The organism is Proteiniborus sp. DW1 (assembly GCF_900095305.1).
In the GTDB taxonomy this organism is placed as follows: domain Bacteria; phylum Bacillota; class Clostridia; order Tissierellales; family Proteiniboraceae; genus Proteiniborus.
In genome coordinates this window covers 1-26539 of the sequence record NZ_FMDO01000029.1, presented here as the reverse complement: position 1 = coordinate 26539, position 26539 = coordinate 1, and the positions used below count along the sequence as shown (strand labels likewise).

The window sequence follows — 26539 nt, the reverse complement described above, 5'->3', positions numbered from 1 at the left end:
TTATAAGAAAATACAACATTTTTAGTATATCACACTTTATACCCTCATTTGAATAAGTTAACTAACAATTCATTAGTCTCTTATTACCGACTCTATCCTAGCTCCACCAATGATTTCATTTCCCTTGTAAAATACTACAGATTGACCTGGAGCAATTGCTCTTTCTTTCTTATGAAAAGTCACATTTATTCTACCATTTCCTAAACCTGTAATAGTAGCTGGTAAAAGCCAACCCCATTGGCAGACCTTTGCCTCAGCTTCTATGGTTCCTTCTAATTCATCGAATAGAGTAAAATTTGCATCCTTCCCAACTAACCCTTTAGAATAAGTATCTTCATCATCTCCGAGAACAACTGCATTATTCTCTGGATCTATATCTACTACAAACATTGGCTTATTAAAATACTGACCTAAACCTCTTCTTTGTCCTATTGTATAGTGGACTATTCCTTTATGCTCACCTATAATATTCCCATGTTTATCTACAAAGTATCCCTTCTTTACCATCTCAGGTCTTTCATTTTTTATATGTTTTCCATAATCACCATCTGGTATAAAGCATACTCCCATGCTGTCCGATTTCTTGGCAATATTTGCATCTATACTATTTGCTAGCTTCCTTACTTCACTCTTTGACTTAAATACACCGATGGGTAATATTACGTGCTTTAGCTGTTCCTGAGTAAGTGAATGAAGTACGTATGCTTGGTCTTTTCTTCCCGCTTGACCAGAATATATGCGATACCTTTTCAAGACTTCATCATATACTATATTTGCATAATGACCTGTTGCTATATAGTAAGCCCCTAGTTCATTAGCTGCTTCGATAAATTTCCCATACTTAATCCTTTTATTACAGGTAACACAAGGATTAGGAGTTTTTCCAGCAATATATTCATTAATAAATTCCTTCTTTACCATAGTATCAAATTCTTGTCTTAAATCAATTATATAATGAGGAATATCTAGAACCTTAGCTATGGCTCTAGCATCTTTAATAAATTGTGGTTCTATAGCTCTCCCTTCCTCATCATAAGCATCAAAAAGAAGCATAGTTGTTCCAATAACTTCATATCCTTGTTTTTTTAGCAAATAGGCTGCTACTGTACTGTCTACTCCACCACTTAAGCCTACTGCTACTTTTTGCTTACTTATCTCCATTGGACCACCTTTCAATATTTATAAGATCAAAATATTCTAATTTAACTAACTATATTATATCATACATATATTCTGCATATATGAAATCTTTATGGGTAAAAATATAAATGTAATAATTCTAAATCTAATAATTTTAGTTGCTATTACATATAAAATCCCTTATAATTAGAATGGTTTAAACAGGAAATTTGATAAAATAATGAATACTTACATAATTTAATATAATTTTTGTTTATACTACTATAAAAAATATATAGAGAAGGAAAAGGTATTATGAAAAATTTAACATTTAATGAATTAAATCTATCTTTGGAGATAGAAAAAGCAGTTGCTGAAATGGGCTTTGAGGAAGCAACTCCAATCCAATCTCAATCCATACCTTATATAATGGATGGAAAGGATATAATAGGACAGGCACAAACTGGTACTGGAAAAACATGTGCTTTTGGTATACCGGCAATAGAAATGGTGGACCCTAGAAATGAAAGTATACAGGCTCTAATCTTGTCTCCGACAAGAGAGCTTGCTATACAAATTTCAGAGGAACTAAAAAATGTATCTAAATACAAAAAAGGAATTAGAATTCTTCCTGTATACGGTGGTCAGCCAATTGAGCGTCAGATCGCTGCACTTAAAAAACGACCTCAGATAATTATAGGAACTCCTGGAAGATTGATGGACCATATGAGAAGAAGGACTATTAAATTATCTGAGCTAAAACTGGTGGTATTAGATGAAGCAGATGAAATGCTAAATATGGGCTTTAGGGAAGACATAGATGAGATCTTAGAAAAAGTACCCACCAATAGACAAACAGTTCTATTTTCTGCTACTATGTCTAAGGAAATTATGGACTTGACTTCTAAGTATCTAAGGAATGCTGTTCTAGTCAAAGCAATTCATAAGGAGCTTACGGTCCCTAGAATTGAACAATATTATCTAGAAGTTAGAGAGTCAGCAAAATTAGAAGTTCTTTCAAGAATTATTGACAAAGAAGGAATCAAGTTAGCACTTGTGTTCTGTAATACTAAAAAGCGTGTCGATGAACTCACCTCTGGGCTTCAATCAAGTGGCTATATGGCAGAGGCTCTCCATGGAGATATGAAGCAGTCACAACGTGATAGGGTAATGTCTAGATTTAGGAATGGAGCAATTGAAATATTAGTAGCTACTGATGTGGCTGCACGTGGAATTGATGTAGATGATGTTGAAGCTGTTTTCAATTACGACATTCCAAATGATGAAGAATATTATGTTCATAGAATAGGTAGAACTGGTAGAGCGGGAAGAACAGGAAGAGCCTTTACATTTGTATCGGGTAGAGAATTTTATAGGCTTAAGGACATTCAAAGATACACAAAATCTAAAATTACACTTATGAGTCCTCCCTCTCTATCTGATATAGAGGAAAGTAAGGTTAATAATGTAATAAAAGACATTAAAACTAGCTTAGAAAAAAATAATCTTTCCAAATATGTAATCTATGTTGAAAAAATACTTGAGGAGCTACACGTAGGTATTCAGGAGAATTATGTAACAACAATAGATGTAGCAGCAGCATTATTGAAATCAATAATAACTGACAATGGCAAGAGCGAGTTTTCTGATATTGATGAACTGGATTTTAAAGAAACTGGTGCCGAAAAAGGTATGGCAAGGCTATTTATCAATATGGGAAGTAGAGATAGAATTCAACCTAGACATATTGTAGAAGCCATTGCTTCAAAGACTAGCCTGCCAGGAAAGAAAATTGGTGCCATAGATATATTTGATAAGTTTTCTTTTGTGGATATACCTTTAGAATATGTCAAAGAAGTGTTGTCAACAAAAGGATTTAGAATAAAAGGTAAGAAAATTAGTATAGAGAAGGCCAATAGAAAGTAAATGGTTTAAAATATGGGCTTACAGAAAAGGGCTTTTTAGCCATCATCTTAAGCCTTAGCGAAAAACCCAATGTTGTTGTTTACAACATTGGGTTTTTCGACTATACAAAACTGTACAGAAACTTTCATGAAAGGAATTAAAGTGTCTCAAAAATATTCTTCTTTTCCTTTAAAACAACAGATATTTTATATCCTATCCCAATCAATATATTGATTTAATTTTTCAACAAATCTCTCAAAATATTTTACTTCAAGCTCTGTAAACCTTTCAAACTCTGGGCTATCTAAGTCAAGTACACCATATACTTTGTTATTTTTTATAATTGGTACTACAAGCTCTGAATTGGATGCAGAATCACATGCTATATGTCCCGGGAAATCATGTACATTAGGTACTAGCTGAATTTTCCTAGTGGTTGCTGCTGCACCACACACTCCTGTATTTAGCTTTATTCTGTTACAAGCTGGTAGCCCTTGGAAAGGTCCCAAAACTAGTTCTTCTCCTCTCATGAAGTAGAAACCAGCCCAGTTAAGTCTATCTATAATTGCATATATCAATGCTGAGGCATTAGAAACATTTGCCAAAGGATCACTTTCAGAACTTAACTGTCCTTCTAAACATAAAAGTAAATATTCCAGTTTTTGTTTGTCGTTCATTTTTTCAATTCCCTCTAGTTTAATCATAAAACTCTCCCCATTTATTCGATTTATGTATTATAATACTATTATAAAAACTAAGTCAAACTATAATAAAACTAAATATCTTAATGTATTAAATAGCTACTGATTTCAATTATATCACTAAGTACATAATATTGACTAATATTTTGTATATGAAACCACAAATAATAGCTTTATAAGCAACCTAATACATACTAAAATAGTCTAGAAAGGAATGAATCTATGGAAAAACTAGAAAGAAGCTTTTATAGAAAAACTGCTTTAGTTCTTGCAAAAGATCTATTAGGTAAATACCTAGTATTTCACAATTATAAGGAACAATTAGTAGGAAAAATAGTTGAGACTGAAGCATATATGGGATTTAATGATAAGGGATCCCATACCTATAATGGAAAAAGAACTCCCAGAGTAGAAACCATGTATGGAGAAGAAGGGCATGCGTATGTATATATGATATACGGAATGTACAACTGCTTTAATGTAGTAGCAGCAGAAAAGGATATAGCCCAAGCAGTTCTTATAAGAGCATTGGAACCTGTTAAAGGTTTAGAAGTAATGTCATTAAATAGATTTAAGAAGCCTCTTGACCAGTTAAAAAAGACACAGATAATAGGTCTTACAAATGGTCCTGGAAAGCTCTGTAATGCCTTTGGAATTACAAGGGAAATGAATGGTGAAGATTTGACTAAAGACCGACTATATATATGTACTGGAGTAGAGGAAAAGTTTCATATAGTAGAAACTACAAGGATAGGAATAGATTATGCTGAGGAAGCAAAGGATTTTCCTTGGAGGTTCTATATTAAAGATAATAAGTTTGTTAGTAAGCCTTAACAAAACCAACTAGTATGGGTATTATATTAACCCCTATTCCATTAGTCAATCCTTATTTGCTTTCTACATAATTGACTAGAAAATGTAAAAAAGGGAATAAGTTTTATTTTTCGTAAAATTTATTCCCTTCTTATATAAAACAACTTATTATTCTTTGTTTATCATTATTATTCCTGATGAGACAAGCACAATTCCTAATACTATATTAATCCCTAGTAGTCTTTCTCCTAAGAAAATATATGAAAGTAATACACCAAATAACGGCACAGAAAACTTATAGATTGAAATTCTTCCTACACTATTGTACTTTAGCAGAATAGTCCATAGTGAAAATGCTGCCGCTGATATAAAACCAAGATATAGAAGTAGCATCATACCTTTTAATGTAAAATCTATATTTTCTCCACCACCAAGAATGCCTACAATTATTAAAAATATAGATCCTATAAACAATTGATATCCTGATACTGCAAAGGGAGATATGTTCTTTGCCACTTTTTTAGTATATATACCTGCTAAAGCACCTACTAAACTAGAGATTATAATAAATCCATCTCCTGTAAGATTAAAACCACCCTGAAATCCACTACCACCTAAGTTAACAATCGTGACTCCTAAAAATCCTAATATGACTCCACTAATCCTTTTGACGCTCAGTTTATCTTCCTTATAGAAAAAATGAGCTAATAGCACACTAAAAAATGTAGTAGTTGCAGAAAGAATAGAGCCTTTTGTTCCACTAGTGTTGGAAAGTCCAATATAGAAAAATATATACTGTATTGTAGTTTGCATAATGCCTAAAAAACCAACTTTGGGAATATCTTCTTTGTTGATTCTTAAAGGTCGTTTCGTTACTAAACAGAATATGAATATCATCATTGAAGATATAAAAAACCTAAACCCTGCAAAGACTATTTTTTCATAGCTATTAGAAGCATCAACAGAAAAAAGCTCATATCCTATTTTTACAGAAGGAAAGGCACTTCCCCATAAAAAACAGCTAAATAGTCCTAATATCGTTACTATATAAGTCCTTGTAAAAAATGCTTCTTTCTTTTCTCTCAATCAAATCTCTCCTTTTGTTACATCTATCACCGTCCTATTATATAAAATTAAATTAATAAAATCAATAAAATTAAGACCTACTCAGATTAGAGTAGGTTCAATATTTTTACACCTTTAGTTTTTATAATTATCCATAAAATTATATTTGTAATCAGTAATCCTAGAACTACTAATACAGAGAAAACATTGAAGTTTTCAGGCTTAAGACTAATATATAGGAATATTGGGATAACTACAGAGATAGCCCCTGCCAGCATAGAAATCATTGAACTAGCACTTTGCTTTACAATCTCTACATGAGATTTCCATTCAAGCTTTGGCAAGTGTAAGTTTACTATTATACCTATCATTGAAATTAAAAAAGCGTATAAAACTGTGATAGCCAAAAATAACAAGTATTGTATCAATATTATCCTTAGTGAGACAGCTAAAATTAAAGTATTGATTATTAAAATTGGAATAATTATAGTCAGATTAACTAATATTTTGCTTTTTATAATTTCAATAGGGTCAATTGGCAAAGACTTCACTATCCAAAAGTTCCTACCTTCAAGTGATATAGATGAAGAAGTTGTACAATTTAAACAAACACACATAGATACAATTGCCATAATTACAGGAACTATAAATTCTCCCATCATAGGCAACTCTAAAAACTGAGCTACTTTATCTCCTCCAAATATGGCTATTCCTATAGTTAATATAGTCATCATTACCATACCCATTGCAGTATTTAAAACATACACATGAGAAGAAAAATAGAAACTAAGTTCTTTTTTAAATAATGATTTTAAGGGCGATGATACTCTTAATGATTCCATTTTATAATTAGATGCTTTAAAGCTTTCATTCATTTTTGAATTAATAGATTTAAAACTCTTAGAAAATATATAAACTAGTGCTAAAAAAGGTACTATTGCAGTTAATATAAATCCTGTTAAGGATACAATATCTATACTTACTAATGCATTTACATAAAGCTTAATAGGAAAATATGCATTTGATATTATATCCATCAAACCGGTAATATCCTGAATAAATTCTGGAGTTACATTTCCTATAAAATTAGAGCCTATCATTATCAAAAGTATTAAAGCAAATGAGCCTATTATCATTGCTAAATTTGTTGACTTAAATCGTGAGGAAATTTTACCTACTATAAACGAAAATACTGCTCCAATAATCATGGGAAAAAGAGAAATAAAAAACATTGCGATTATTGCAAATATATAGTATGTCACTCCGCTTGAAGATCTAATACCATACACTATTAGTGAAGGCAGTCCCATAACAATAGTTATCATAAAGTTTGCAATATATAGTAAAAGTAACTTGCATATAAGTACCTCAGATGTTTTTACCGGTAAGGACATCAGCAAATCAAAATCCTTAAATGAAAATAAATATCCTGATGCTTTATAAATGCTCATGAACAAGGATACTACACTTATATTAATAAATGAAATAACTAAAAGCATAGATAGAGCATTAAACTGTACTAGAACATCTGAAATCATATTGAAGTAAGCAAAAGCTGAACCAAAAACTGCTATAATTGCCCACAAGATCACTACTGCCAATAATATCATTTTCATTTTTTCAGATTTTGAAGATTCCTTCAGGAACTTATTTGCCCCAAAAGAATTAATGATGTTTGCTTTAAGAAGCAGCTTAACATTATTCATTATCAGTCACCTCTAAGAACAATTGTTCAAGAGAACTATCACCCTTAACTTTTTCTGTCTCTCCACTAGCAATAATCTTTCCAGCTTTAATAATAGCAATTTTATTACAAAGCTTTTCAGCTACTTCTAACACATGAGTAGAAAAGAATATAGCACTCCCTCTTTGGCACATTTCCTTCATGAATTCCTTTAAGGTATGAGAGGCTTTCGGATCTAATCCTACAAAAGGCTCATCTAAAATAAGTAGCTTTGGCTCATGTATTAAAGCAGAAATAACTGCAAGCTTTTGCTTCATTCCATGTGAATATGATGATATCAAATCACCAAGGTTTTTTGTAAGCTCAAAAGCATCTGAAAACTTTTCTATATTTCTTTCTCTAGATTCTTTAGAAATGCCAAATATATCTGATATAAAATTTAAATATTGTATTCCCGTCATGTTATCGTATAGGTCAGGATTATCTGGAATATATGCTATAAGCCTTTTACAGCCTATTGGATCGTCTTTTATAGATTTTCCATCAATGAATATTTCACCTTCATCAAAGTCCAGTATTCCAGTAATACATTTAATTGTAGTAGTCTTTCCAGCACCATTATGACCTATAAATCCATAAATATCACCTTTATGAATTCTCAAACTAAGTTTATCTACTGCTTTCTTTCCACCTTTATAGGTTTTCGAGAGGCTTTCTATTCTTAGCATCTTACATCTTCCTTTCTTTATTTCTTAATTTGTCCTTTCTAATTACCAAAAAGTAAAAGAAAACTAGTGGCATAGGAAAATGAATTAATCCCCAAAGCCCCCAAAGCCAAGGGAAAATACCACGTTTTTGAGCACTTCTGAAAAGCCATAAGGCCTGTGTAAATAATAACACAGCTATTAAACATATAATGATAACCAATAGCCAAGTAGGTAAATTGTTTGGAAAATCAGGTTTTATCATTGTAGCTTAGCCTCCCTTGCTAATAGCTTCATTATAATAAATATTATTATAGGAGCTATTATTGATAGGACCTGCATTACGATAAAAGCTGAAAAGAAAAAATTGTATAAGCAAAATAATAGTGTAATGATACCTACTCCTAGTGCACCAAAAATTGATAATTGCTTATTTTGTTTCTTTTCAATTTTCAGTTGTTCATCTGAAACTAAATTAACAAAATACATTAGTTCGGGTTCTTTTATATGCGTAGAATCAATGTTTTCAATTGCTTTCTTTATTTGATTTTCTATGGAAGTGTTATTCATAAGATTTCAACTCCTTTCTCATAGCTTTTATTCCGTTAGAAATCCTTGACTTTACTGTTCCTATAGGTATCCTTAAATACCTTGCAATTTCCTTATAGGAAAAATCATATCCATATTTTAAAATTATGGGAGCCTTCAGCTTAGGAGAAAGTCTTCTTATATATGATATTAATTCATCATTTTGCAAATAATCGTCTAAGGATAAAAGTTGTGCTTTATAATGGCTTTCTATCTTACTTTCAGCCTTATATTTCTCAAAGCGCTTCCTCTTTCTAGTGCTATCGATGAAAGTATTTCTTGCTATTGTAATCAACCATGTAGAAAATGAAGATTGCTCGTAGTTATAGGAATTAATTTTTTCAATAGCTTTCACCATAGCATCTTGAGTAATATCCTGTGCCTCATGTTCGTTTAGCGTTAATTTAAGCAGGTACTTATATACAGTTGTATAGCTTTCATGCAGTAGCTGTGCTAGTTCATATCTATTGCCTTCCTGAGCTGCTTTTACTAATTCAATTGTCCTTTCATCCAACTGTATCCCTCCTTAAATTTTATCTTCATATGTTATACGCATTAAGTTTTTGTTTTGTTCACTTTTAAATTCAAAAAAACGAAAAAAAATTGACTGCAACACACATTGCAGTCAATTTTAATTAGAAATTACTATCGTCTATATTATCTAGCCATTCTTTTATAGGTCCAACTACCTTCTTGATTGTACCATCTACAAATGGATTTTCTAGGTTTGCTAGCTCTACTAATTCTAGGAATGACTTACTTCCTCCTGCTTTACATAGTCTGATATAGTCTTCCCAAGCTTTATCTCTGTCTAGATTTATTTTAATCCAGAACTGGAATGCACAAACTTGAGCCAATGTATAGTCAATATAATAGAATGGAGATGCAAATATGTGACCTTGTCTAAACCAATAACCACCTCTATTGAAGAAATCATTATCCTCATAGTCTCTAAATGGTAGATACTTCTTCTCTATTTCTCTCCATTTAGCCTTTCTCTCCTCTGGTGTTGCTTCTGGATTCTCATAAACAAAATGTTGGAACTCATCTACAGTAACTCCATAAGGTATAAAGTTAACTGCTCCACTTAAATGGCTAAATTTATATTTATCAACTTCTTCTTTAAAGAATAGTTCCATCCATGGCCATGTGATAAATTCCATACTCATAGAATGAATTTCACACGCTTCATATGTTGGGAACCCGTATTCAGGAACCTCATAATCTCTACTCAAATATACTTGAAATGCGTGACCTGCTTCATGGGTAAGTACATCCACATCTCCACTGGTTCCATTAAAATTAGAAAATATAAATGGTGATTTGTAATCAGAAATATATGTACAATATCCCCCACTCATTTTTCCTTTTTTGCTCACTAAGTCCAATAATTCTCTCTCTACCATAAATGTAAAGAACTCATCTGTTTCCTTTGACAATTCTTTGTACATTTTCTTACCATTTTCTAATATCCACTCAGGTTCTCCCTTAGGTGTAGCATTACCAGTAGTGTATTCTAATGATTCATCATAGTATTTAAGCTCGTTAAGTCCAAGTCTTTTTCTTTGTCTATCCTTTAATTCTACTACTACTGGTACTAAATCTTCATAAACCTGCTTTCTATAGTTGGCTACCATACTAGCATCATAATCTGATCTAGACATACGAGCATATCCCATAGCTACATAATTTTCAAAACCTAGTTTTCTTGCCATGGCAGTTCTTACTTTAACTAAATTATCATAAATCTCATCAAATTTTGATTCATTTTCTTTAAAGAAATTAGTATAAGCTTCATAAGCTCTTTTTCTCATAACTCTATCTTTTGATTGGATGAATGGAGCCATTTGACTAAGATTTCTTTCTTCACCTTCAAAATCTATTTTCGCTGAAGCTATGAGCTTGTCATATTCAGTAACTAACTTGTTTTCTTTAACTAAATCCTCCATAATTTCCTCTGAGAATGTTTTTAGTTGCAACTCTGCCAATGTAAATAATTGCTTACCCCAAACTCTTTCTAGGTCTTCTCTAAACTTTGACTTAACTAATGCCTTATAATATTTGGATATTATATTTTGATACTTTGGCATATTTTCATCTAAAAAATCCTGTTCCTTGGCATAAAACTCATCCTCAGTGTTAATAGAATGTCTAATGTAAACTAGATTTCCCATAGTATCAACATTAGAACGAATCTTATTAATCTCTGTCATTATTTGATTTTGCTCATCAAATGTTTCTGCATTTTCAAACCTTGACAATAGACCTTCAAATTGCTCTGCAATTTTGTCCAGATCAGGTCTAACGTATTCATAATCCTTGAATTTAATCATAAAGTACCTCCCCCAAAAATAATTAATCTAATTAGTTATATATACAGTAACCTAATATAACACTACCACAATATGGAGAAAAAAACTATCCTATGACTATCATTTTAAATATTTGTTAAACCAATTTGTAATTTCCTCTAATCTCCTAATTCTATGCTTTGGCTTACCTGATCTACTTAACTCATGATTTTCCCCTCTAAACATACAAAGTCTAGATTCAACTCCATGATATTTCAGTGCTGTAAACATTTGAATACCTTCTGTTAGCCAACAACGATAGTCCTCTTCAGAATGTATAAATAATGTTGGTGTAGTAACCCTACCTGCATACTTCATTGGAGAATGAAACCATAATTTTTCATAATCAGACCAAGGAGTAGCTGCATTTTGGTCTTCTACAAAATAATATCCTATATCAGTTGTAGCAAACTTCGAAATCCAGTTGGATATACTTCTTTGAGATGCTGCTGCCTTAAATCTATTTGTATGACCTATTATCCAGTTTGTCATAAAGCCCCCATAGGAGCCACCAGTTACCCCTATTCTCTTTTCATCTATACAAGGATATTTCTCTAATACCAGATCAGTAAACTTCATTATATCGTCATAGTCTATAGTGCCATATTTTCCACGAATATCTGCAAATTCATTGCCCCTACCATCACTACCTCTTGGATTACAGAAAAATACTACATATCCCTCATTAGCCCAATACTGCATTTCATGATAAAAAACTTCACCATAAGCAGTTTTCGGTCCACCATGAATATCTAATATAGCAGGATATTTTTCCTCTTCCCTATAATCTACAGGTTTTAGAACCCATCCTTCAATAGTTATGTTATCACCAACTGTAAATGTCAACCTTTCAGGCTTTGATACTTTTCTTTCTTCCAATACCCAAGCATTAAAATGGGTTAGCTGTGTCTCTTGTTTTCCATCTAAGCAATATAATTCTTGTAATTTAAGACCTCTTAAGCCTATAAAATGTATTTTACCATCTAATACATCAAAGCCATCAATCGAACCTTTTTCAGCAGATAATTTCTCTATATTTCCATTTAAATCTATTCTATTTATAAATGAACTATCCCATTCAGTCGTTACAAAGTATAAATGCTCACCATCTACCTTCATAGATTGACTGCTACCATATCTACAGTCAGACCCCACTGAATTTCGAATGCTATAATCAAAGTCTTTAGAAATTCTTTCAACATTTGAGCCATCTAAGTCCATTTTATAAAAGTGTGGATTTTCATTGACACCATAGTGTTCCCCAGCATGTCCTGTAAATACTATTTTATCCTCTAAAAAATTTCCATACGAATATCTAAATGGCTTTTCCATAGAAATATTTTTTAAATTGTTTTCAGCTATATTATAAATATAAATATCTGATTCTAATTCCATTTTATCTGCATATGTAGTTCCAATTACAATGACCTTAGTTTTTTCTTTGTTTAGCTTATAGCTGTTTACATCTGTGTATTCATCAGTTATAGCGGTAGCTTTATTTTCTTTTATATTATAGATATACAGCCTATTTCTTTTCTTATTTATAAAGCCTTGTCCATTTAACCAAAAAGGAATCTCATCTAGTACTTCATAATCCTCGTTCTCCTTTATTTTCTTCAATTCATCTTCTCTTTCTTCACTAGTCAAACCGTCTAGCTTAGGATAGTTATGATCATATACAGCTGTAAGCAATAATTTGTCCTCGTCTAATATTTCTAAGCTTGTAACATTAAGAGGAATTTCAAAAGCCTTATTTGCTTCTCCACCCTTAAGGCTAATTTCATAATATGAAGTTAATTGCTCTCCTTTTTCTTTTCTAGCTTTGTCCTTTTTATTACGTATTGCAGGAAATAGGAGGGTACTGTCATCCTTCCATGCAAAAGCTCTCTCTTCATCTAAAGAAGTTAGCTTAAAGGTTTTTTCTTCTTTTAGATCATGAATATAGATATTGGAAAGGTACTTGTTTTCATCTACATCCATTTGATGAAGGACAAATCCAATATTTTGTCCATTAGGTGAAGCTTTAATCCCAGATAAAAATTTATACTTAGTAAAATCATCGAGTCTTAAATTTTCCATAAAAACACCCCCTAAATTATTTTGAGACTCTAAATATATTATATATGATTTTTGGAAGATTAGAAAAAGTATTTATAAAATTTAACATAGTTGTACTTAATTATACTTATTCAATTCCAATAAAAATCATGAGGACAGGTCCTATGATTTATTGTTATAAATCATGGGACCTGTCCCTGTGATTTTTGCTATGCAGTCCATTGTTTTATTTCTTCCTTAGTACCTAAAACAAAGTGTCCTTTTTCTATTTCTATGAATTCACCTTTATCATAGTCAACTTTTGATTTGTCATAGCGAACTCTCTTTCTAGCTTTTTCTAAAATAGGGTTTGGGTGAGGTATGGCTGATAAAAGTGATTTTGTATATGGATGAACTGCATTGTTATAAATAGCATCTGCAGTTCCTAACTCAACCATTTTACCCAGATGCATAACTCCAATCTTATCGCTAATATATTTTACCATTGAAAGGTCATGAGCTATAAAAATATATGTTAGGTTTCTCTCTTCTTGTAGCTTTTTTAGTAAGTTTACAACTTGAGCCTGAATTGAAACGTCTAAGGCACTTATTGCTTCATCTGCTATGACAAAGTCTGGATTAACAACTAAGGCTCTAGCTATGCCTATTCTCTGTCTTTGTCCACCACTAAATTCATGAGGATATCTATGTGCATGCTCTTTAGACAATCCAACTGTTTCAAGAATCTCATAGACCTTTTCTCTTCTTTCTTCCTTTGTTCTATATAGCCCGTGAATATCTAATCCCTGAGCTATAATATCTAACACAGTTTTTCTTGGATTAAGAGAGGCCATTGGGTCTTGGAATATCATTTGCATCTTTGTCCTAAGGATTTTTTCAGTGGCTTTATCGATTTTACCTGATATTTTCTTTCCACAGAAAGTCACTTCACCAGCAGTAGGATCATAGAGTCTGATTATGCTTCTACCTGTTGTAGATTTACCTGAACCACTTTCTCCTACAAGCCCAAAGGTTTCTCCCCTATATACAGTAAAAGATATATCATCTACTGCCTTTAGTACACTTTTTCTACCAAGTCTAAAATGTTGTTTTAAATTTTTTACTTCTAGAATAGCTTCTTTATCAGCCAACATATAAAGCAGCCTCCCTTTTCATATTTTCAATCCTATCTTTTAATATGCTAGGCATATGAATTTTAGGCGCCTTTTCATGAAGTAGCCATGTGGCAGCATAATGAGTATCTGATACCTTAAAGAAAGGAGGTTCTTTTTCAAAATCAATTTTAAGTGCAAAATCACTTCTAAGTGCAAATGCATCTCCCTTAGGTGGATAAAGCATATTTGGTGGTGCACCTGGAATGGCATATAATTCATTTTGTTGATTTTCCATATCGGGAACTGATGCTAATAATCCCCATGTATATGGATGGCGTGGATCAAAAAATATCTCTTCTGAGGTCCCATATTCAACAATCTTTCCAGCATACATTATAGCTACTCTGTCAGCTATATTTGCAACTACACCTAAGTCATGGGTGATAAATATAATAGACAAGCCGATTTTTTCTTGTAATTCCTTAATTAAATCTAGTATTTGTGCCTGTATAGTAACATCAAGTGCTGTAGTAGGTTCATCTGCTATAAGAATTTTTGGATTACATGCAAGGGCAATAGCTATTACAATTCTTTGCCTCATACCTCCACTTAATTGATGCGGATATTGTTTATATCTCTTTTCAGGTTCTGTTATACCAACTAGTTTAATTAACTCTATTGCTTTTTTCTTAGCTTCAGATTTAGTCAGCTTCTGATGCTCTATTATACTTTCAGCAATCTGATAACCTACAGTCATTGTTGGATTTAATGATGTCATAGGGTCCTGAAATATCATAGCTATTTCTTTTCCCCTAATAGATGTCATTTCATTTTTTGTAAGCTTAGTTAAGTCTTTATCTTTATATAATACTTCCCCACTTTCAATGATACCATTTTTTGCAAGTATACCCATTAGGACCTTAGTAGTTACTGATTTTCCTGAACCACTCTCTCCTACAATTGCTAATGTCTCCCCTTTATATAAATCAAAGCTAACTCCCCGAATAGCCTTAATATCACCACTATGTGTCTTAAAAGATACATGTAAATCTTTAACTTCTAATATTTTTTCTTTCATCCTTTCACCTTCTTTCTTTAATTTACCTTCATCTTTGGATCTAATGCGTCTCTTACTCCATCTGCTAATAGATTAAAACTTAGCATAAGAACTGCTAAAACAATAACTGGAGCTACTATAATATGTGGATACACTAATATAGATTTATAACCGTCACTGATTAATACTCCCAGTGAAGCCATTGGTGGCTGCAAACCTAGCCCAATAAAAGCTAAAAATGATTCATAAAAAATTGAGCTAGGTATTGAAAACATACTCATAACAATAACTTGTCCGAAAATATTTGGGAATAAGTCCTTTCTGATTATATCTAGCGGACTTGAACCCAATGTTCTTGAAGCTAGTATAAAGTCTAATTCTTTTAGCTTCAATACTTGTGAACGTACAACCCTGCTCATACCTATCCAGCCTGTAATAACTAATGCCAAAGATATTGATAGTATTCCAGGATTTAAAACCATAACAAACAGTGTAACTACTACAAGATTGGGAATCCCACTTAGTATTTCAATAGCTCTCTGCATGATTATATCTACACGTCCACCTATATATCCTGATATAAGTCCATATCCCATACCTATAGCCATATCTATTATAAGTGCAAGAAAGGCAATATATAAGGATACTTGGGTACCAACCCATACCCTTGTCCAAATATCTCTACCTAAGTTATCAGTTCCAAACCAATAATATACATCGTCAAACCCATTTTCTTTATAGACATTTACTCCATTAACCTCCCCATCAAGTATACCTAATTTTTCTATAATAGGAATTCTAGGTGGAAGATTCATATGTTCTGTCTTAATGCTTTTATAAGTATGAGGATTTATATGAGGTCCTACAAAAGCCATTATAGTTATTATTGATATCAAAATAAGTCCTATCAATGCCCCTTTGTTTTGGCTAAACCTCAAAGCCACATCCTTCCAAAAGCTTACGCCTTCATATACCACATCAGTTTGAACTCTTTCGTCCTTAAATACTCTCTCAAAGGAGCCACTATTAAAATATGTTCTTATGTTTTCCATTAATTTGCCTCCTTTGCTACACGAATTCTAGGGTCAATTATTCCATATAGTATATCGATTAATAACATCATTAGAATATAAAATGCACTATAGAAAAATGCTATTGATATAACTACATTAAAGTCATTTACAGTGATCGCAGTAACCAGTAAGTCTCCGATTCCAGGTATACCAAAGATTCTTTCAGTAACCAGAGAACCAGTCATCAAGCTTACTGTTATAGGTCCTAAAACTGTCACTACTGGGATAAGAGCATTTCTTATGGAATGCTTTATAATTACTTTTTTAGATTTTAGCCCTTTAGCCTCTGCCAATAAAATATATTCTGTGCCTAAAACCTCTACAAGCTCTGTTCTCATAAATCTAGCAACTGTAGCTATGACAAACATTGACAGTGCAATGGTAGGAAGAATACTTGATTCAAAAGTTCTATAAATATCATAAGTAAAAGGGAATAATTTAAACTTGTAACCTAAAAAATAACTTAATCCTAATGCAAATACATAGGATGGCACTGAAATTCCAATTACCGCAAATACCGTAGTTAGAGTATCAAGCTTGGAATTTTTCTTAACTGCGGCCACTATTCCAAATAGTAATCCTATTACTGAACCTAATATAAGAGACTGTATACCTAATCTAATAGATACAGCCAATCTGCTTTTTAACATATCAGATACAGGAGCATCTTTTTGTATAGCGTAGGAGTTTCCAAAATCGCCTTTTAATATTACATTTTTTAAATACGCCACATATCTAATATGCAACGGCTTGTCCAAATTATATTTTTTATATAATAGAACCCTTTGGTCTGGGGTCAACTTTTCATCATTAAATGGTGAACCTGGCATCAATTCTAATAATAAAAACAAAACTGTTAGGATTACTAATAATGTAATTGCCGAAATAATTAGTCTTTTCTGAATATACTTAAGCAAATAAATCAGCTCCTTTCTCTGCTTAGTTTACATGAGATTCTTCAACTAAATCTCAAAATCTTAAACAAAAGAATATAGTTTTTAGTAAACTTATTTATTATGACCTGCTATTTAGAGGAGAATATCCCCTAAACAGCAGGTCTTTACTTAAAATTATTCTCCTATTTCTACATTCTTATAAATATATGGTGTTCCTACTGTGTGACTTTCAATTCCTTTTACTTTAGGATTAATCAAGAATGCATATCCACTTTGGTATAGTGGTGATACTGCAGCATCTTTTTCTAACAATACTTTTTCTGCTTGTTTCATAGCTTCCCAACGTCCTTCTGGGTCACTAGCTAAGCTTCCACGACTTGCATCAAAAACAAGTTGATCATATTCTGCACTTGAATAATTAGGAGAATTTGAAGCTCCATCTGTTATAAATAATTCTAGATATGTTAATGGGTCAGCATAGTCAGGTCCCCAACGAGTAATTCCTGCTTCAAAGCTTCCTTCACGCATTAATTCTAGACGATTTTTCTTTGGTTGAGCTTTTAATTTAACTGTTAGGCCTGGTAAATTAGTTTCAAGTTCTGCTTGTATAAACTCAGACATTTTCTTTATTGTTTCTGCATCATCAAATAGTATTTCAACTTCAAAGCTATCTTTTCCTAATTCTTCTTTAGCTTTATTCCAATATTCTAATGCTAATTCTTTGTCTAATTTAGCATAGGTTCCTGCAGTTTCTCTAAAGTCTTTTCCATCAGGTCCAGTTGCTAATCCTCTTGGAATTATGAAATCTGCTGCTACAGAACCGTCATTAAGAATTTTATTAGCAATATGTTCCTTATCAATTGCATAGCTAAATGCTTTACGAGCATTTAAGTTGCTAAAAAGCTCTGTCTCGTGGTTAAAAGACATATACCATAAAAATCCTGAATCTACTTGATTAAAGCTTGGTTGTGATTTGTATTTATCAACTAATTCTGAAGAAAGTTTAACTACATCTAGTTCGTTAGATTCGAATTTAAGTGCTGCTGTTTGATTTTCTTTTATAATACGAAACTCTAATCCATCAATTTTTACACTATCAGCATCATAATAATCTGGGTTCTTATCAAGTTTAAACCCGTATCCTTTGTTCCATTCAACCATTTTAAAAGGTCCATTAGCAAGTAAGTTTTCAGGGTCAAGAGCGAATTTATCTCCTTTTTCTGTTACAAACTTTTCATTCAATGGGTAGAATGATGCAAAAGTAGTTAGAGATCTAAAGTATGGTGTTGGTCTTTCTAAAGTAACCTTTAAAGTGTAATCGTCAACAGCTTCTACCCCTAACTCTTCCTTTGGAAGCTCTCCTGTTGTAATTTTGGATGCATTTTTCACACCAGCTACATCCATTATGAAGTTGTATTCACTTGCAGTCTCAGGGTCTACTATTCTTCTCCAGCTAAACACAAAGTCATTAGCAGTTACAGGCTCCCCATTTGACCATTTAGCATCTTCTCTTAACTTAAATGTATAAGTTAATCCATCTTCACTTACCTCATCTGAAAGAGCTATAGCAGGAATAATATTTCCATCTTTATCTAGAGAATATAAACCTTCAATTGTTGCAGCTATTGTTTCAAAAGATAGCTCATCTGTTGCTATATGTTGATCCATAGATGCTAATTCAACATCTTTTGCAAGTCTCAAGTATTTTTTACCATTTTCAGAAGTGGCATCCTGTCCACATCCTGCTAGAATTAAAGATGATATTAGTACTAAAGCTAATAAAACAGTTAATAATTTCTTAGATCTTCTCATTTTAATATAGACCCTCCTTTTGTTTATTAAAAATTTCCTCTAGAGTTTTTTATTTAATAGCTATTATATATACTGAATATTTGACTGTCAATAAGGAATTTTCTGAATTTTGCATGTTATCGTTTTCCTTTTTTCATAATTAGCATAGATTTTAGAAATGTTCTCATTTGTTAATTTGTGATATGGTTAGTTGGGTAAAGGTTTTCCTCGAATAGGATTTTAAAATGATAATTTAATACATTTCAATTTATGCAACTTTATAAAACATTACTTGCAAAATAAAAAGCAAGTACATAATTTAGGTTCTATAATAAATGTTGGGGTGCATGATTTATGCAATCCAACATTTATTATAGAACCTATTTTTTCATGTCATTCTAAAACGAAATTGAAGAATCTCCTGTTTGAATATAATAGAGATTCTTCACTAAGATTCAGATGACAGAAATAGATTTTGTCAGTCGCTTCGCACATTACCTAGGCTAATTGTTAATTTCCAACTTCTAATTCTTACTTATTCATCATTCTATACTCAGCTATTAAAAGATCCACCATTCTTCCATAGCTTTTCACGCCATCTTTTTGATTATTGGATTTTAAATAAGCGTTATTCATTTTATTAGAAACCTTTTCTATAGGTCCCTCATATTTGGCCCAGTGTCCATTTATCTCACTTAAGTCCCTTTTCACTTCATCACTATATTTTTGGCTTAGCTCTATGAACTTTTCTCTGTTATTGGTATAAAGAGTATTCATTGAATGAGTCAAAGCTAATATATATCCAGAATATTGAAAGCTTAATTCAGGATGGAGTTTACATGTCAGATATGCAATATAATTTGCTTCATCCTCACGTGCGAATCCTCTCTGATGTGCCATTTCATGGGTAACTGTTGATGGTAGCGATATAAAAGGCGTATCCATATTCACGTTTGCTTCTCCCGTAAAGGGAAAATATACCCCTGTTATTCCCATGTAAGACATAGCCTTAGAGAATATAACACCTTTGGGTCTACCATAACTACCATCTAGCTCTGGATAAATATTCTTAGCTACTTCATAGCCTTTGTAAGCATTTCTCAGTATGTATTTATAGTCTTTTCCATAAAACACATCATCTTCACTTTGCTGAATTTTTCTTCTAAGCTCATTAGTCCTTTCAATCAAATCATCACATAATTCTACTAACTCCTGCACTGTAGCTGGTCTTACATCAATATTTGCTATCTGTGCAAAAGATAATCTATAATAATTTAAGCCCCATAAAATATTGAATAGAAAGTATATAATGCTAAAGGCAATAAGCATATTCTTTGTATATCTAAGTATTACTTTGTAACCAACCTTTCTAGTTATAGTATTATAGACAAGCCACAATATTCCTGCAATTATAAGCAACACTCCGAATATAACTATTGTCTCACCCAATGAAAAAGGGAAAATACCCGTAATCATACTAAGGGCACTTCCTATATATGTATAAAGCCTGCTCGAGTATACTTTTTCAACTATATCAGGGTTTTTTTGTGACGCATAAACTACACCAAAAGTAAGAGGAATCAAAGTCAATAACCATATGCTATTAAACTTCCGTTTTACATTCAACTAAAGCACCCCTTTTCAAATCTCGTTTATTATCATCATATCTTAACACTATATATTAAATACTCTAAATATATAGTTATATTTTATGCTAAACCTAAAATACTATCAACGATTCATTTTTTGCTAACATTATGAATTCTTTATGAATTTTTTGAAATAATATACAGGAATAGATTATTACTAAGGAGTGTGTTTTTAATGGCCAGAATACAATTTTGTGAGAATAATTATGAACAAGGAGCAGAAGAAGTTATTGAAATGCTAGAAAATGATGAAATAGAATACGAAGTAGAGTCTTGTCTAGGATATTGCGGTGAATGTGCAATGCAACCTTTTGCTTTAGTTGATGATGAATACATCGAAGCTGATAATCCTGAAGAATTGTACAATAAGATAAAAGAAATCTTAGAGTAGCTTTCATGCTTAGTACTACTTTAAAGCTTCATACCACTCAATGTCATGAGAAAAGGAGCCTTTGCTCCTTTTTGACTTTTCTAATTATCAACTTTTATTTGCCGATGCAAGGCCAAAGGCACTACCTATAATCCCTAGAATAATGCTTATGGATAAGGTCATTATTATGTTTCCTTTAATTAAACTATCTAAAGGTGGAAGCGGAATAAAAGGCAATGGTCCTGTAGTTTGAACATAAACATATTTGAGGCTTAAAATTCCAATTGTTACTGCAAATATGCCTGCTACCAATGCCAAAATCAGTCCTTCTATAAAGAAAGGTAATACTATAAATGATTCTGGAGCACCTAAAAGCTTTAGAGTATTTATCTGTTCTTTATTGTTATATATACCTTGTCTAATAATATGTGAAGTTATAACTAAGGTAGATACACCTACAGCTGATATTATTAAAAGTCCTAAAACTCTTATAATACTTGAAATACTCCTAAGTCTATTTAAGACACTTTGATTATCTCTAATATGCTCTATATCATTTATCTTTTCTATTTGGTCAACTATTAAGTCTATCTTCTCCAAGTCTATTTTTACTTCTATAAAAGCACTAAATGGGTTATGACTAAAAAAGTTTAAAATATCTGCATCCTTTCCCATGATTTTTACCATTCTACTATAAGCCTTTTCCTTATCTATAATTGCTGCTTCTTTAACACCACTTATGGCTTCAATTTCACTTAAAATACTGTTAATCTTTGCATCACCAAAACTTTCATCAAAATAAACACTAATCTCTGCCTCTTCTTCCATTAATTCAATCATTTGACTACTGATCCATACTCCTGAAATCACCATTGAAAGCATTAAAAATATAAATCCCATGCTTAGAATAGAAAATATGTTTGAAAGAAAATTTAATTTTAAAATAGTTTTTGTTTCCTTTAAAAAATAACTAAAGTTTTTAAAAATGTTCTTCATGACTCAACCTTCCCCATTGAATATTTCCTTTATCAATTTGTATCAACATATCTCCCTCTATATTCTCAATTAAGTGAGTAGCATGTGTAGTTATTATTACTGTAGTATCATTGTCCTTAAATGATGTTAAAAGCTCTAATATATTTATTGCATTATCCTTATCAAGATTACCAGTAGGCTCATCTGCAATAATCAATTTAGGCTTTCTAGCTACAGCCCTTGCTATGGCTACTCTTTGACGTTCTCCCCAAGACAGATTATCTACAGATGAATTTATTTTATGATTAAGTCCTACTCTTTGGATAGTCTCCCTAGCATCTTGTAGCATTTGCTGCTTATTAAAATCTAAAAACCTCATACCTAAAAGTACATTTTCCATAACTGTTCTACCTTGGAGTAGTCTGAAGTCTTGGAAAATAGGGCCCATAGCCATTCTCATTTTTCTAATTTGAGAACTTTTATCTTTAGTTATTGAGTGTCCTAAAACACTTAAATACCCAGAGGTTGGATGCTCCATACCTAGCAAGAGCTTTAAAAAACTTGTTTTACCTGATCCACTGGGACCAATAACAAATACTACCTCACCAGTTCCAATATTTATGTTAATATCTTTCAATGCTAATGTACCATCAGCATATCTCAAGCACAAATCTTTTGCCTCAATCATATATGTACCCCCTAAAAATAATTAAAATAAAACTGGAGTAATTTGCAGTTCTATGCTATCATCATTAATCTTAATAGATTTTAGTTTATTTTTGCCAAGAATGTTACTTAGATCAAGCTCCATATAGCCCTCACTAAATAAATCTTCTATAGTAGCCTTTTCAAGAGGCATTCCGAAAAAACTGCCTTCTTCTACTATAAAAACGAGTTTTTTACTCTCTACAATTTCAAAGTTTCCAGCAAGATACAGATGTTTATCTGGTATATTAATCTCCAACTTGTCATCAGAAAACTCAAACTCTAACTCCATTGGAAAAGACCGACTTGCGATTATCTCCTTAAATACCTTCTCTTCAATTATGCCTTTAACATTTAAAAAAGAAAACTCAATTTTTATCACATCTGGTGGAAGAGTAGTATCATAAAGCATTCTTGAAAATATTTTAGTAGTTTCAGAGAATAGCGGTTTCAACTCTGACCAATAAAGCTCCACCTTTGTCAAATAGTCCTCGTATTTAGTTCTCTCCCCTTCTAAAGAAGCTAAGTAGATTTCAAGTTCTTCCTTGAGAGCAATATTTTTATCAAGAGTCTCTTCCAGCTTTTCTTGTTGTTCTTCCAAAAGATTTAACTTTTCAGTTACTCTCTCTTTTTCAAATTCTAGCTTAAGCTTGCTTTCTTGTAAGGATTCTAATAGCTCATTAGTATTTCTAGTTATATCTCCCAAGAGATTGAGCCTTTGCAATAGTTCCTTAAGATTATCTGAACTAAGTATAAGCTCAATGAAAGAACCTGGTCCACTTTTTTGATATGTCTTAAGGATATCTTCCATTATTCTAAGGTTTTGATCAAAACTAAGTGTCTCTGCCGCTATTAGTTCCTCGATTTTCAATATCTCTTCATTGAGACTTTCTATTTCCTTAATTGATTCTACTCTTTGCCTTTCCATTTCTTCAATATCTTGGGACAAAGTAAAGAGTTTTTCAAGTACTCCCTTTTCTTCTGCTGATATGTCAGCCAGACTTTCTTGAACTTCTGACAAATAATTATCCTCTTCAGTTATGTTTGGAGTTGCTATTCCAATATTTGAAAAACAAGGTATTATTATGGATATTAAAATCAACCCTATAAACGAATATAATAGGCATAGCTTTCTATTCATACTCAATCCCCCACGCAGTAATAGAATTTATAATATTATATTCTACATTATGCTTCTTTTCCCTTTAATGATTGAGTAGCTTCCCCTTCTTTTTATTGCCTAATTTGATTTTCTGAATGCCTTTAATAACCCATATAGTAAGAAACAGATAACCTTCTGTTACGAGACTACAATTTTTTATAGTAACTAAAAATAACGGCTAGTTTATCAAGACTTGATAAACTAGCCGTTGTTTTTTTCTTTACTCCTATTCACTATTTAGGATTATACATACCTTTGCTTTGCATATAATTGAATATTTGCTCACCATGCTGCTGTTCTTCTTTTTGAATATGATTTAGAGCCTGACGAATATTTGCATCTCTGAACTCAAAAATTGCTGTGTCATATGCTCCAGAAACATACTTTTCTGTAGATAGAAGATCTGTACATAAATCTGCATCCTGCTGATTTACCATTCCTGTTGTCATATTCTGCATACTTGTGCTTTGACTGCCTTGGTGCTGACTTTGTTGTTGACCTTGCTGTCCTCCCTGCTGGCTCGTATTTGGAGTTTGACCATTAAGTATTTGATTAATAGTATTTAGATGTTGTTGTTCTTGTTGAGCAAGTTGTTTACACAATTGCTTTAGCTGTGGACACTGAGCTTGCTCTGCATAATTGTTATACTTTTTGATACATAATTCTTCCTGACTTTTTTGGTCCTCTAATAAATATCTTTCTTTTTGAGTTAATTGTAACATTTAAACACCTCCTGTATATATAATTTACAATAAGGAAAAAAATATTCAGACAAAAAGAAGCTACTGTTTAACTGAATTAAAAAGAGATCCCTCACTTACGTTTAGAATGATATCTTGAAAGCATGTCACTCTAAGTACGCAAGTCCGAAGAATCTCTTCACTAATTGCTTATATTAAACTTTATATATTATATAATACAATAACCCATTTTTGATTATAGACTTATACCATCTATCTCTTCAGTTAGTTTTATAATTTCATCTATTATATTTCCAATATGCTCTATAGTATTTAATAATGGTCTCTCTGTTGTTATGTCTACACCTGCCATTTTCGCAAGCTCTACTGGTGTCTTAGTTCCACCTGCTTTTAGGACTTCCTTCCAATCATCTAATGCAGCCTGTCCTTCTGTTAGGATTCTTTTGCTAACTTCTGTAGCTATAGTTAATCCTGCACTATATGTATATGGGTATAGTCCCATATAATAATGTGGCTGTCTCATCCAAGTTAGCTCTGCTCCATCAATTATTTTCACAGTATCTCCCCAGAACTTTTCTAATACACCTTTCTTCAGCGCATTAAGTTTAGGAGCCTGAACGCTTCCACCTTCATCTATTATTCTATATACCTCCCTTTGATAAGCTGCTTCTAATAAATGAGTTACAAAGTTATGGTAATAGGTACGGCTAATCATAGAAGATAATACCCATCGCTTAAACCTTGGATCATCACTATTTTTCATTAAATAATTTGCCATAAGCATCTCATTCATAGTAGATGGTGCTTCTATAAAATATTGAGATGGTCTTGTATCAAATATATTTTGATTTTGATGAGCTAAATAAAAATGTCCTGCATGACCAAGCTCGTGGGCAAGTACAAACACTTCTCTCATTCTTTCAGTCCATGATATCAATATAAACGGATGGCTACCATAAGGACTAGAGCAAAAAGCACCTGTTGATTTTCCTCTGTTCTGAACAAAGTCAATCCATCTTTCACTATAAGCTCTTTTAACCATATTTAAATAGTCTTCCCCAAGTACAGATAGAGCTTCTTCTACATATTTCTTAGATCCTTCAACTGTTATTGCCGGTTCAAAATCTGGATCCACTACTAACTTTAAGTCAGCGAAAGTCATTTCATCAATATTATGAATTTTTTGAAGAAGCTTTGCGTATTTTCTCATATGAGGGGCAAGTTTCTCCATAATGATGTCTATTTGTCTATTATACAGTTCTCTGTCTACCTTCTGGTGGAATAGTAAACTGTCTATTACTGAATCAAAACCTCTGAGATTTGCTAAAGTCTTTTCCTTTTGAACTTGAACTTGATAAGCTGCTGCTATAGTATGTTGATACTCTTTTAATTTATTAGAGAAGGCTTTAAAAGCTGCTCTTCTTATTTCATGGTTATTTTCATATTCCCATTCATTTTCAAATAGTACAAAGCTTAGAGGGTATTCCTTTCCATCTACAGTAAATGTTCCAAAGTCCATATCTGCAAGCTTAGCTCTGTTGTATATACTATATGGAGAATTTAATGTACTAGATAAAGCAGATAATACTCTTTCAGCCTCAGGATGAAGTGTATGTTTTTTAGCTTCTATAATATCTTTTAAATAACCACTATTCTCTTTAGACTGTTCTATAGCTTCATTAATGATTTCTTCCCTAGCTTCCATAATCTCGCTTTTTACAAAGCTTAATCTGCTATTTAAATTAGACATTATATTTGAGAACTTCATCTGTCTTTCTTGATTCTCACTATTAGTTTGATCAACTGCTACTGCTAGATGTGCATATGTACCAGCTAGGTTAATTATTTGCATTAAACTCTTCATCTTATCTAGACATTCGTTTATTACTTTAGCAGAATTTAATTTACCCTTATACTCTTTTTCAACTTCTTCAGTAAGTCTTTGTGCTTCCTTTACAGCAGAACTAAACTCTTCTTCGGTTTTAAATATTGCTGTTAAGTCCCATGTCAGTAATTGATCAACATCCTTTCTTGCTTTTAACTCTTTACTCAATACATAACCCCCTTTGTTTTTTCTA

The 26539-nt window shown here is 32.1% G+C and carries 24 protein-coding genes; 3 read left to right on the top strand and 21 right to left on the bottom strand.

The features are described from left to right. Nucleotides 1-72: 72 nt before the first annotated feature. Entirely contained in the window at nt 73-1161 is a 1089-nt protein-coding gene (gene mnmA, locus DW1_RS06735) for a tRNA 2-thiouridine(34) synthase MnmA (RefSeq protein WP_074349850.1), read from the bottom strand. A 273-nt stretch (nt 1162-1434) separates the two neighbouring features. Here mnmA and DW1_RS06730 point away from each other — a divergent pair, with 273 nt between their 5' ends. Beyond that, entirely contained in the window at nt 1435-3045 is a 1611-nt protein-coding gene (locus DW1_RS06730; protein WP_074349849.1) for a DEAD/DEAH box helicase, read from the top strand. 185 nt (nt 3046-3230) lie between these two features. On the opposite strand, the gene DW1_RS06725 is transcribed toward DW1_RS06730, so the two are convergent. Continuing rightward, complete coding sequence (locus DW1_RS06725; RefSeq protein WP_074349848.1) at nt 3231-3728, bottom strand: GAF domain-containing protein; 498 nt, start codon at nt 3726-3728, stop codon at nt 3231-3233. 219 nt (nt 3729-3947) lie between these two features. Between DW1_RS06725 and DW1_RS06720 the strand changes: the two genes are divergently transcribed. Next, the gene (locus tag DW1_RS06720; protein WP_074349847.1) at nt 3948-4559 is read left to right on the top strand and encodes a DNA-3-methyladenine glycosylase; all 612 of its coding nucleotides are present in this window, start codon (nt 3948-3950) and stop codon (nt 4557-4559) included. Nucleotides 4560-4706: 147 nt separating this feature from the next. On the opposite strand, the gene DW1_RS06715 is transcribed toward DW1_RS06720, so the two are convergent. From DW1_RS06715 to DW1_RS06650, 14 genes are all read right to left on the bottom strand, one after another. Beyond that, nucleotides 4707-5624 carry a DMT family transporter gene (locus DW1_RS06715; RefSeq protein WP_083605568.1) on the bottom strand — a complete coding sequence of 306 codons (918 nt, stop codon included), beginning with the start codon at nt 5622-5624 and terminating at the stop codon, nt 4707-4709. Between the two features lie 86 nt (nt 5625-5710). Beyond that, nucleotides 5711-7309 carry an ABC transporter permease gene (locus DW1_RS06710; RefSeq protein WP_074349846.1) on the bottom strand — a complete coding sequence of 533 codons (1599 nt, stop codon included), beginning with the start codon at nt 7307-7309 and terminating at the stop codon, nt 5711-5713. Continuing rightward, on the bottom strand, nt 7302-8015 hold the full coding sequence (locus tag DW1_RS06705) for an ABC transporter ATP-binding protein (protein WP_074349845.1): 714 nt from the start codon (nt 8013-8015) through the stop codon (nt 7302-7304). Before DW1_RS06705 ends, DW1_RS06710 begins: the two co-directional genes overlap by 8 nt. Before the next feature lies 1 nt (nt 8016). Continuing rightward, nucleotides 8017-8256, bottom strand: coding sequence for a hypothetical protein (locus tag DW1_RS06700; protein WP_074349844.1), 240 nt, complete (start codon nt 8254-8256; stop codon nt 8017-8019). Then, nucleotides 8253-8561 (bottom strand): DUF5345 family protein, encoded by a 309-nt coding sequence (locus DW1_RS06695; RefSeq protein ID WP_074349843.1) that lies wholly within the window; start codon nt 8559-8561, stop codon nt 8253-8255. The genes DW1_RS06700 and DW1_RS06695 overlap by 4 nt, the downstream gene beginning before the upstream one ends. Continuing rightward, nucleotides 8554-9093: a sigma-70 family RNA polymerase sigma factor gene (locus DW1_RS06690; RefSeq protein WP_074349842.1), complete on the bottom strand. Its 540-nt coding sequence runs from the start codon at nt 9091-9093 to the stop codon at nt 8554-8556. The genes DW1_RS06695 and DW1_RS06690 overlap by 8 nt, the downstream gene beginning before the upstream one ends. Nucleotides 9094-9214: 121 nt before the next feature. Next, a complete protein-coding gene (locus DW1_RS06685; protein WP_200800482.1) occupies nt 9215-10912 on the bottom strand; it encodes a M3 family oligoendopeptidase in 1698 nt (565 codons plus the stop codon). Nucleotides 10913-11011: 99 nt separating this feature from the next. Further along, the gene (locus DW1_RS06680; RefSeq protein ID WP_074349841.1) at nt 11012-13009 is read right to left on the bottom strand and encodes a S9 family peptidase; all 1998 of its coding nucleotides are present in this window, start codon (nt 13007-13009) and stop codon (nt 11012-11014) included. Between the two features lie 188 nt (nt 13010-13197). Continuing rightward, complete coding sequence (locus DW1_RS06675; protein WP_074349840.1) at nt 13198-14121, bottom strand: ABC transporter ATP-binding protein; 924 nt, start codon at nt 14119-14121, stop codon at nt 13198-13200. Further along, nucleotides 14111-15160 (bottom strand): ABC transporter ATP-binding protein, encoded by a 1050-nt coding sequence (locus DW1_RS06670; RefSeq protein ID WP_074349839.1) that lies wholly within the window; start codon nt 15158-15160, stop codon nt 14111-14113. The genes DW1_RS06675 and DW1_RS06670 overlap by 11 nt, the downstream gene beginning before the upstream one ends. Before the next feature lie 17 nt (nt 15161-15177). Next, on the bottom strand, nt 15178-16191 hold the full coding sequence (opp3C, locus tag DW1_RS06665; protein ID WP_074349838.1) for an oligopeptide ABC transporter permease: 1014 nt from the start codon (nt 16189-16191) through the stop codon (nt 15178-15180). Beyond that, on the bottom strand, nt 16191-17129 hold the full coding sequence (locus DW1_RS06660) for an ABC transporter permease (protein ID WP_074349837.1): 939 nt from the start codon (nt 17127-17129) through the stop codon (nt 16191-16193). The genes opp3C and DW1_RS06660 overlap by 1 nt, the downstream gene beginning before the upstream one ends. A gap of 153 nt (nt 17130-17282) precedes the next feature. Then, the gene (locus tag DW1_RS06655; RefSeq protein WP_074349836.1) at nt 17283-18920 is read right to left on the bottom strand and encodes a peptide ABC transporter substrate-binding protein; all 1638 of its coding nucleotides are present in this window, start codon (nt 18918-18920) and stop codon (nt 17283-17285) included. Nucleotides 18921-19430: 510 nt separating this feature from the next. After that, nucleotides 19431-20525: a DUF3810 domain-containing protein gene (locus DW1_RS06650; protein WP_074349835.1), complete on the bottom strand. Its 1095-nt coding sequence runs from the start codon at nt 20523-20525 to the stop codon at nt 19431-19433. A 198-nt stretch (nt 20526-20723) separates the two neighbouring features. Here DW1_RS06650 and DW1_RS06645 point away from each other — a divergent pair, with 198 nt between their 5' ends. Beyond that, nucleotides 20724-20939: a DUF1450 domain-containing protein gene (locus DW1_RS06645; RefSeq protein WP_074349834.1), complete on the top strand. Its 216-nt coding sequence runs from the start codon at nt 20724-20726 to the stop codon at nt 20937-20939. 87 nt (nt 20940-21026) lie between these two features. Here the strand turns inward: DW1_RS06645 and DW1_RS06640 are convergent, their stop codons facing one another. The 5 genes from DW1_RS06640 to pepF all read right to left on the bottom strand — a co-directional run bounded on the left by DW1_RS06640 (nt 21027) and on the right by pepF (nt 26514). Continuing rightward, complete coding sequence (locus DW1_RS06640) at nt 21027-21914, bottom strand: cell division protein FtsX (protein WP_074349833.1); 888 nt, start codon at nt 21912-21914, stop codon at nt 21027-21029. Next, complete coding sequence (locus DW1_RS06635) at nt 21898-22581, bottom strand: cell division ATP-binding protein FtsE (protein ID WP_074349832.1); 684 nt, start codon at nt 22579-22581, stop codon at nt 21898-21900. Before DW1_RS06635 ends, DW1_RS06640 begins: the two co-directional genes overlap by 17 nt. A 21-nt stretch (nt 22582-22602) precedes the next feature. Next, nucleotides 22603-23739 (bottom strand): coiled-coil domain-containing protein, encoded by a 1137-nt coding sequence (locus tag DW1_RS06630; protein ID WP_074349831.1) that lies wholly within the window; start codon nt 23737-23739, stop codon nt 22603-22605. Nucleotides 23740-23993: 254 nt separating this feature from the next. Further along, nucleotides 23994-24482, bottom strand: coding sequence for a spore coat protein (locus tag DW1_RS06625; protein WP_074349830.1), 489 nt, complete (start codon nt 24480-24482; stop codon nt 23994-23996). A 214-nt stretch (nt 24483-24696) separates the two neighbouring features. Then, nucleotides 24697-26514, bottom strand: coding sequence for an oligoendopeptidase F (gene pepF, locus DW1_RS06620; RefSeq protein ID WP_074349898.1), 1818 nt, complete (start codon nt 26512-26514; stop codon nt 24697-24699). Nucleotides 26515-26539: the final 25 nt, after the last annotated feature.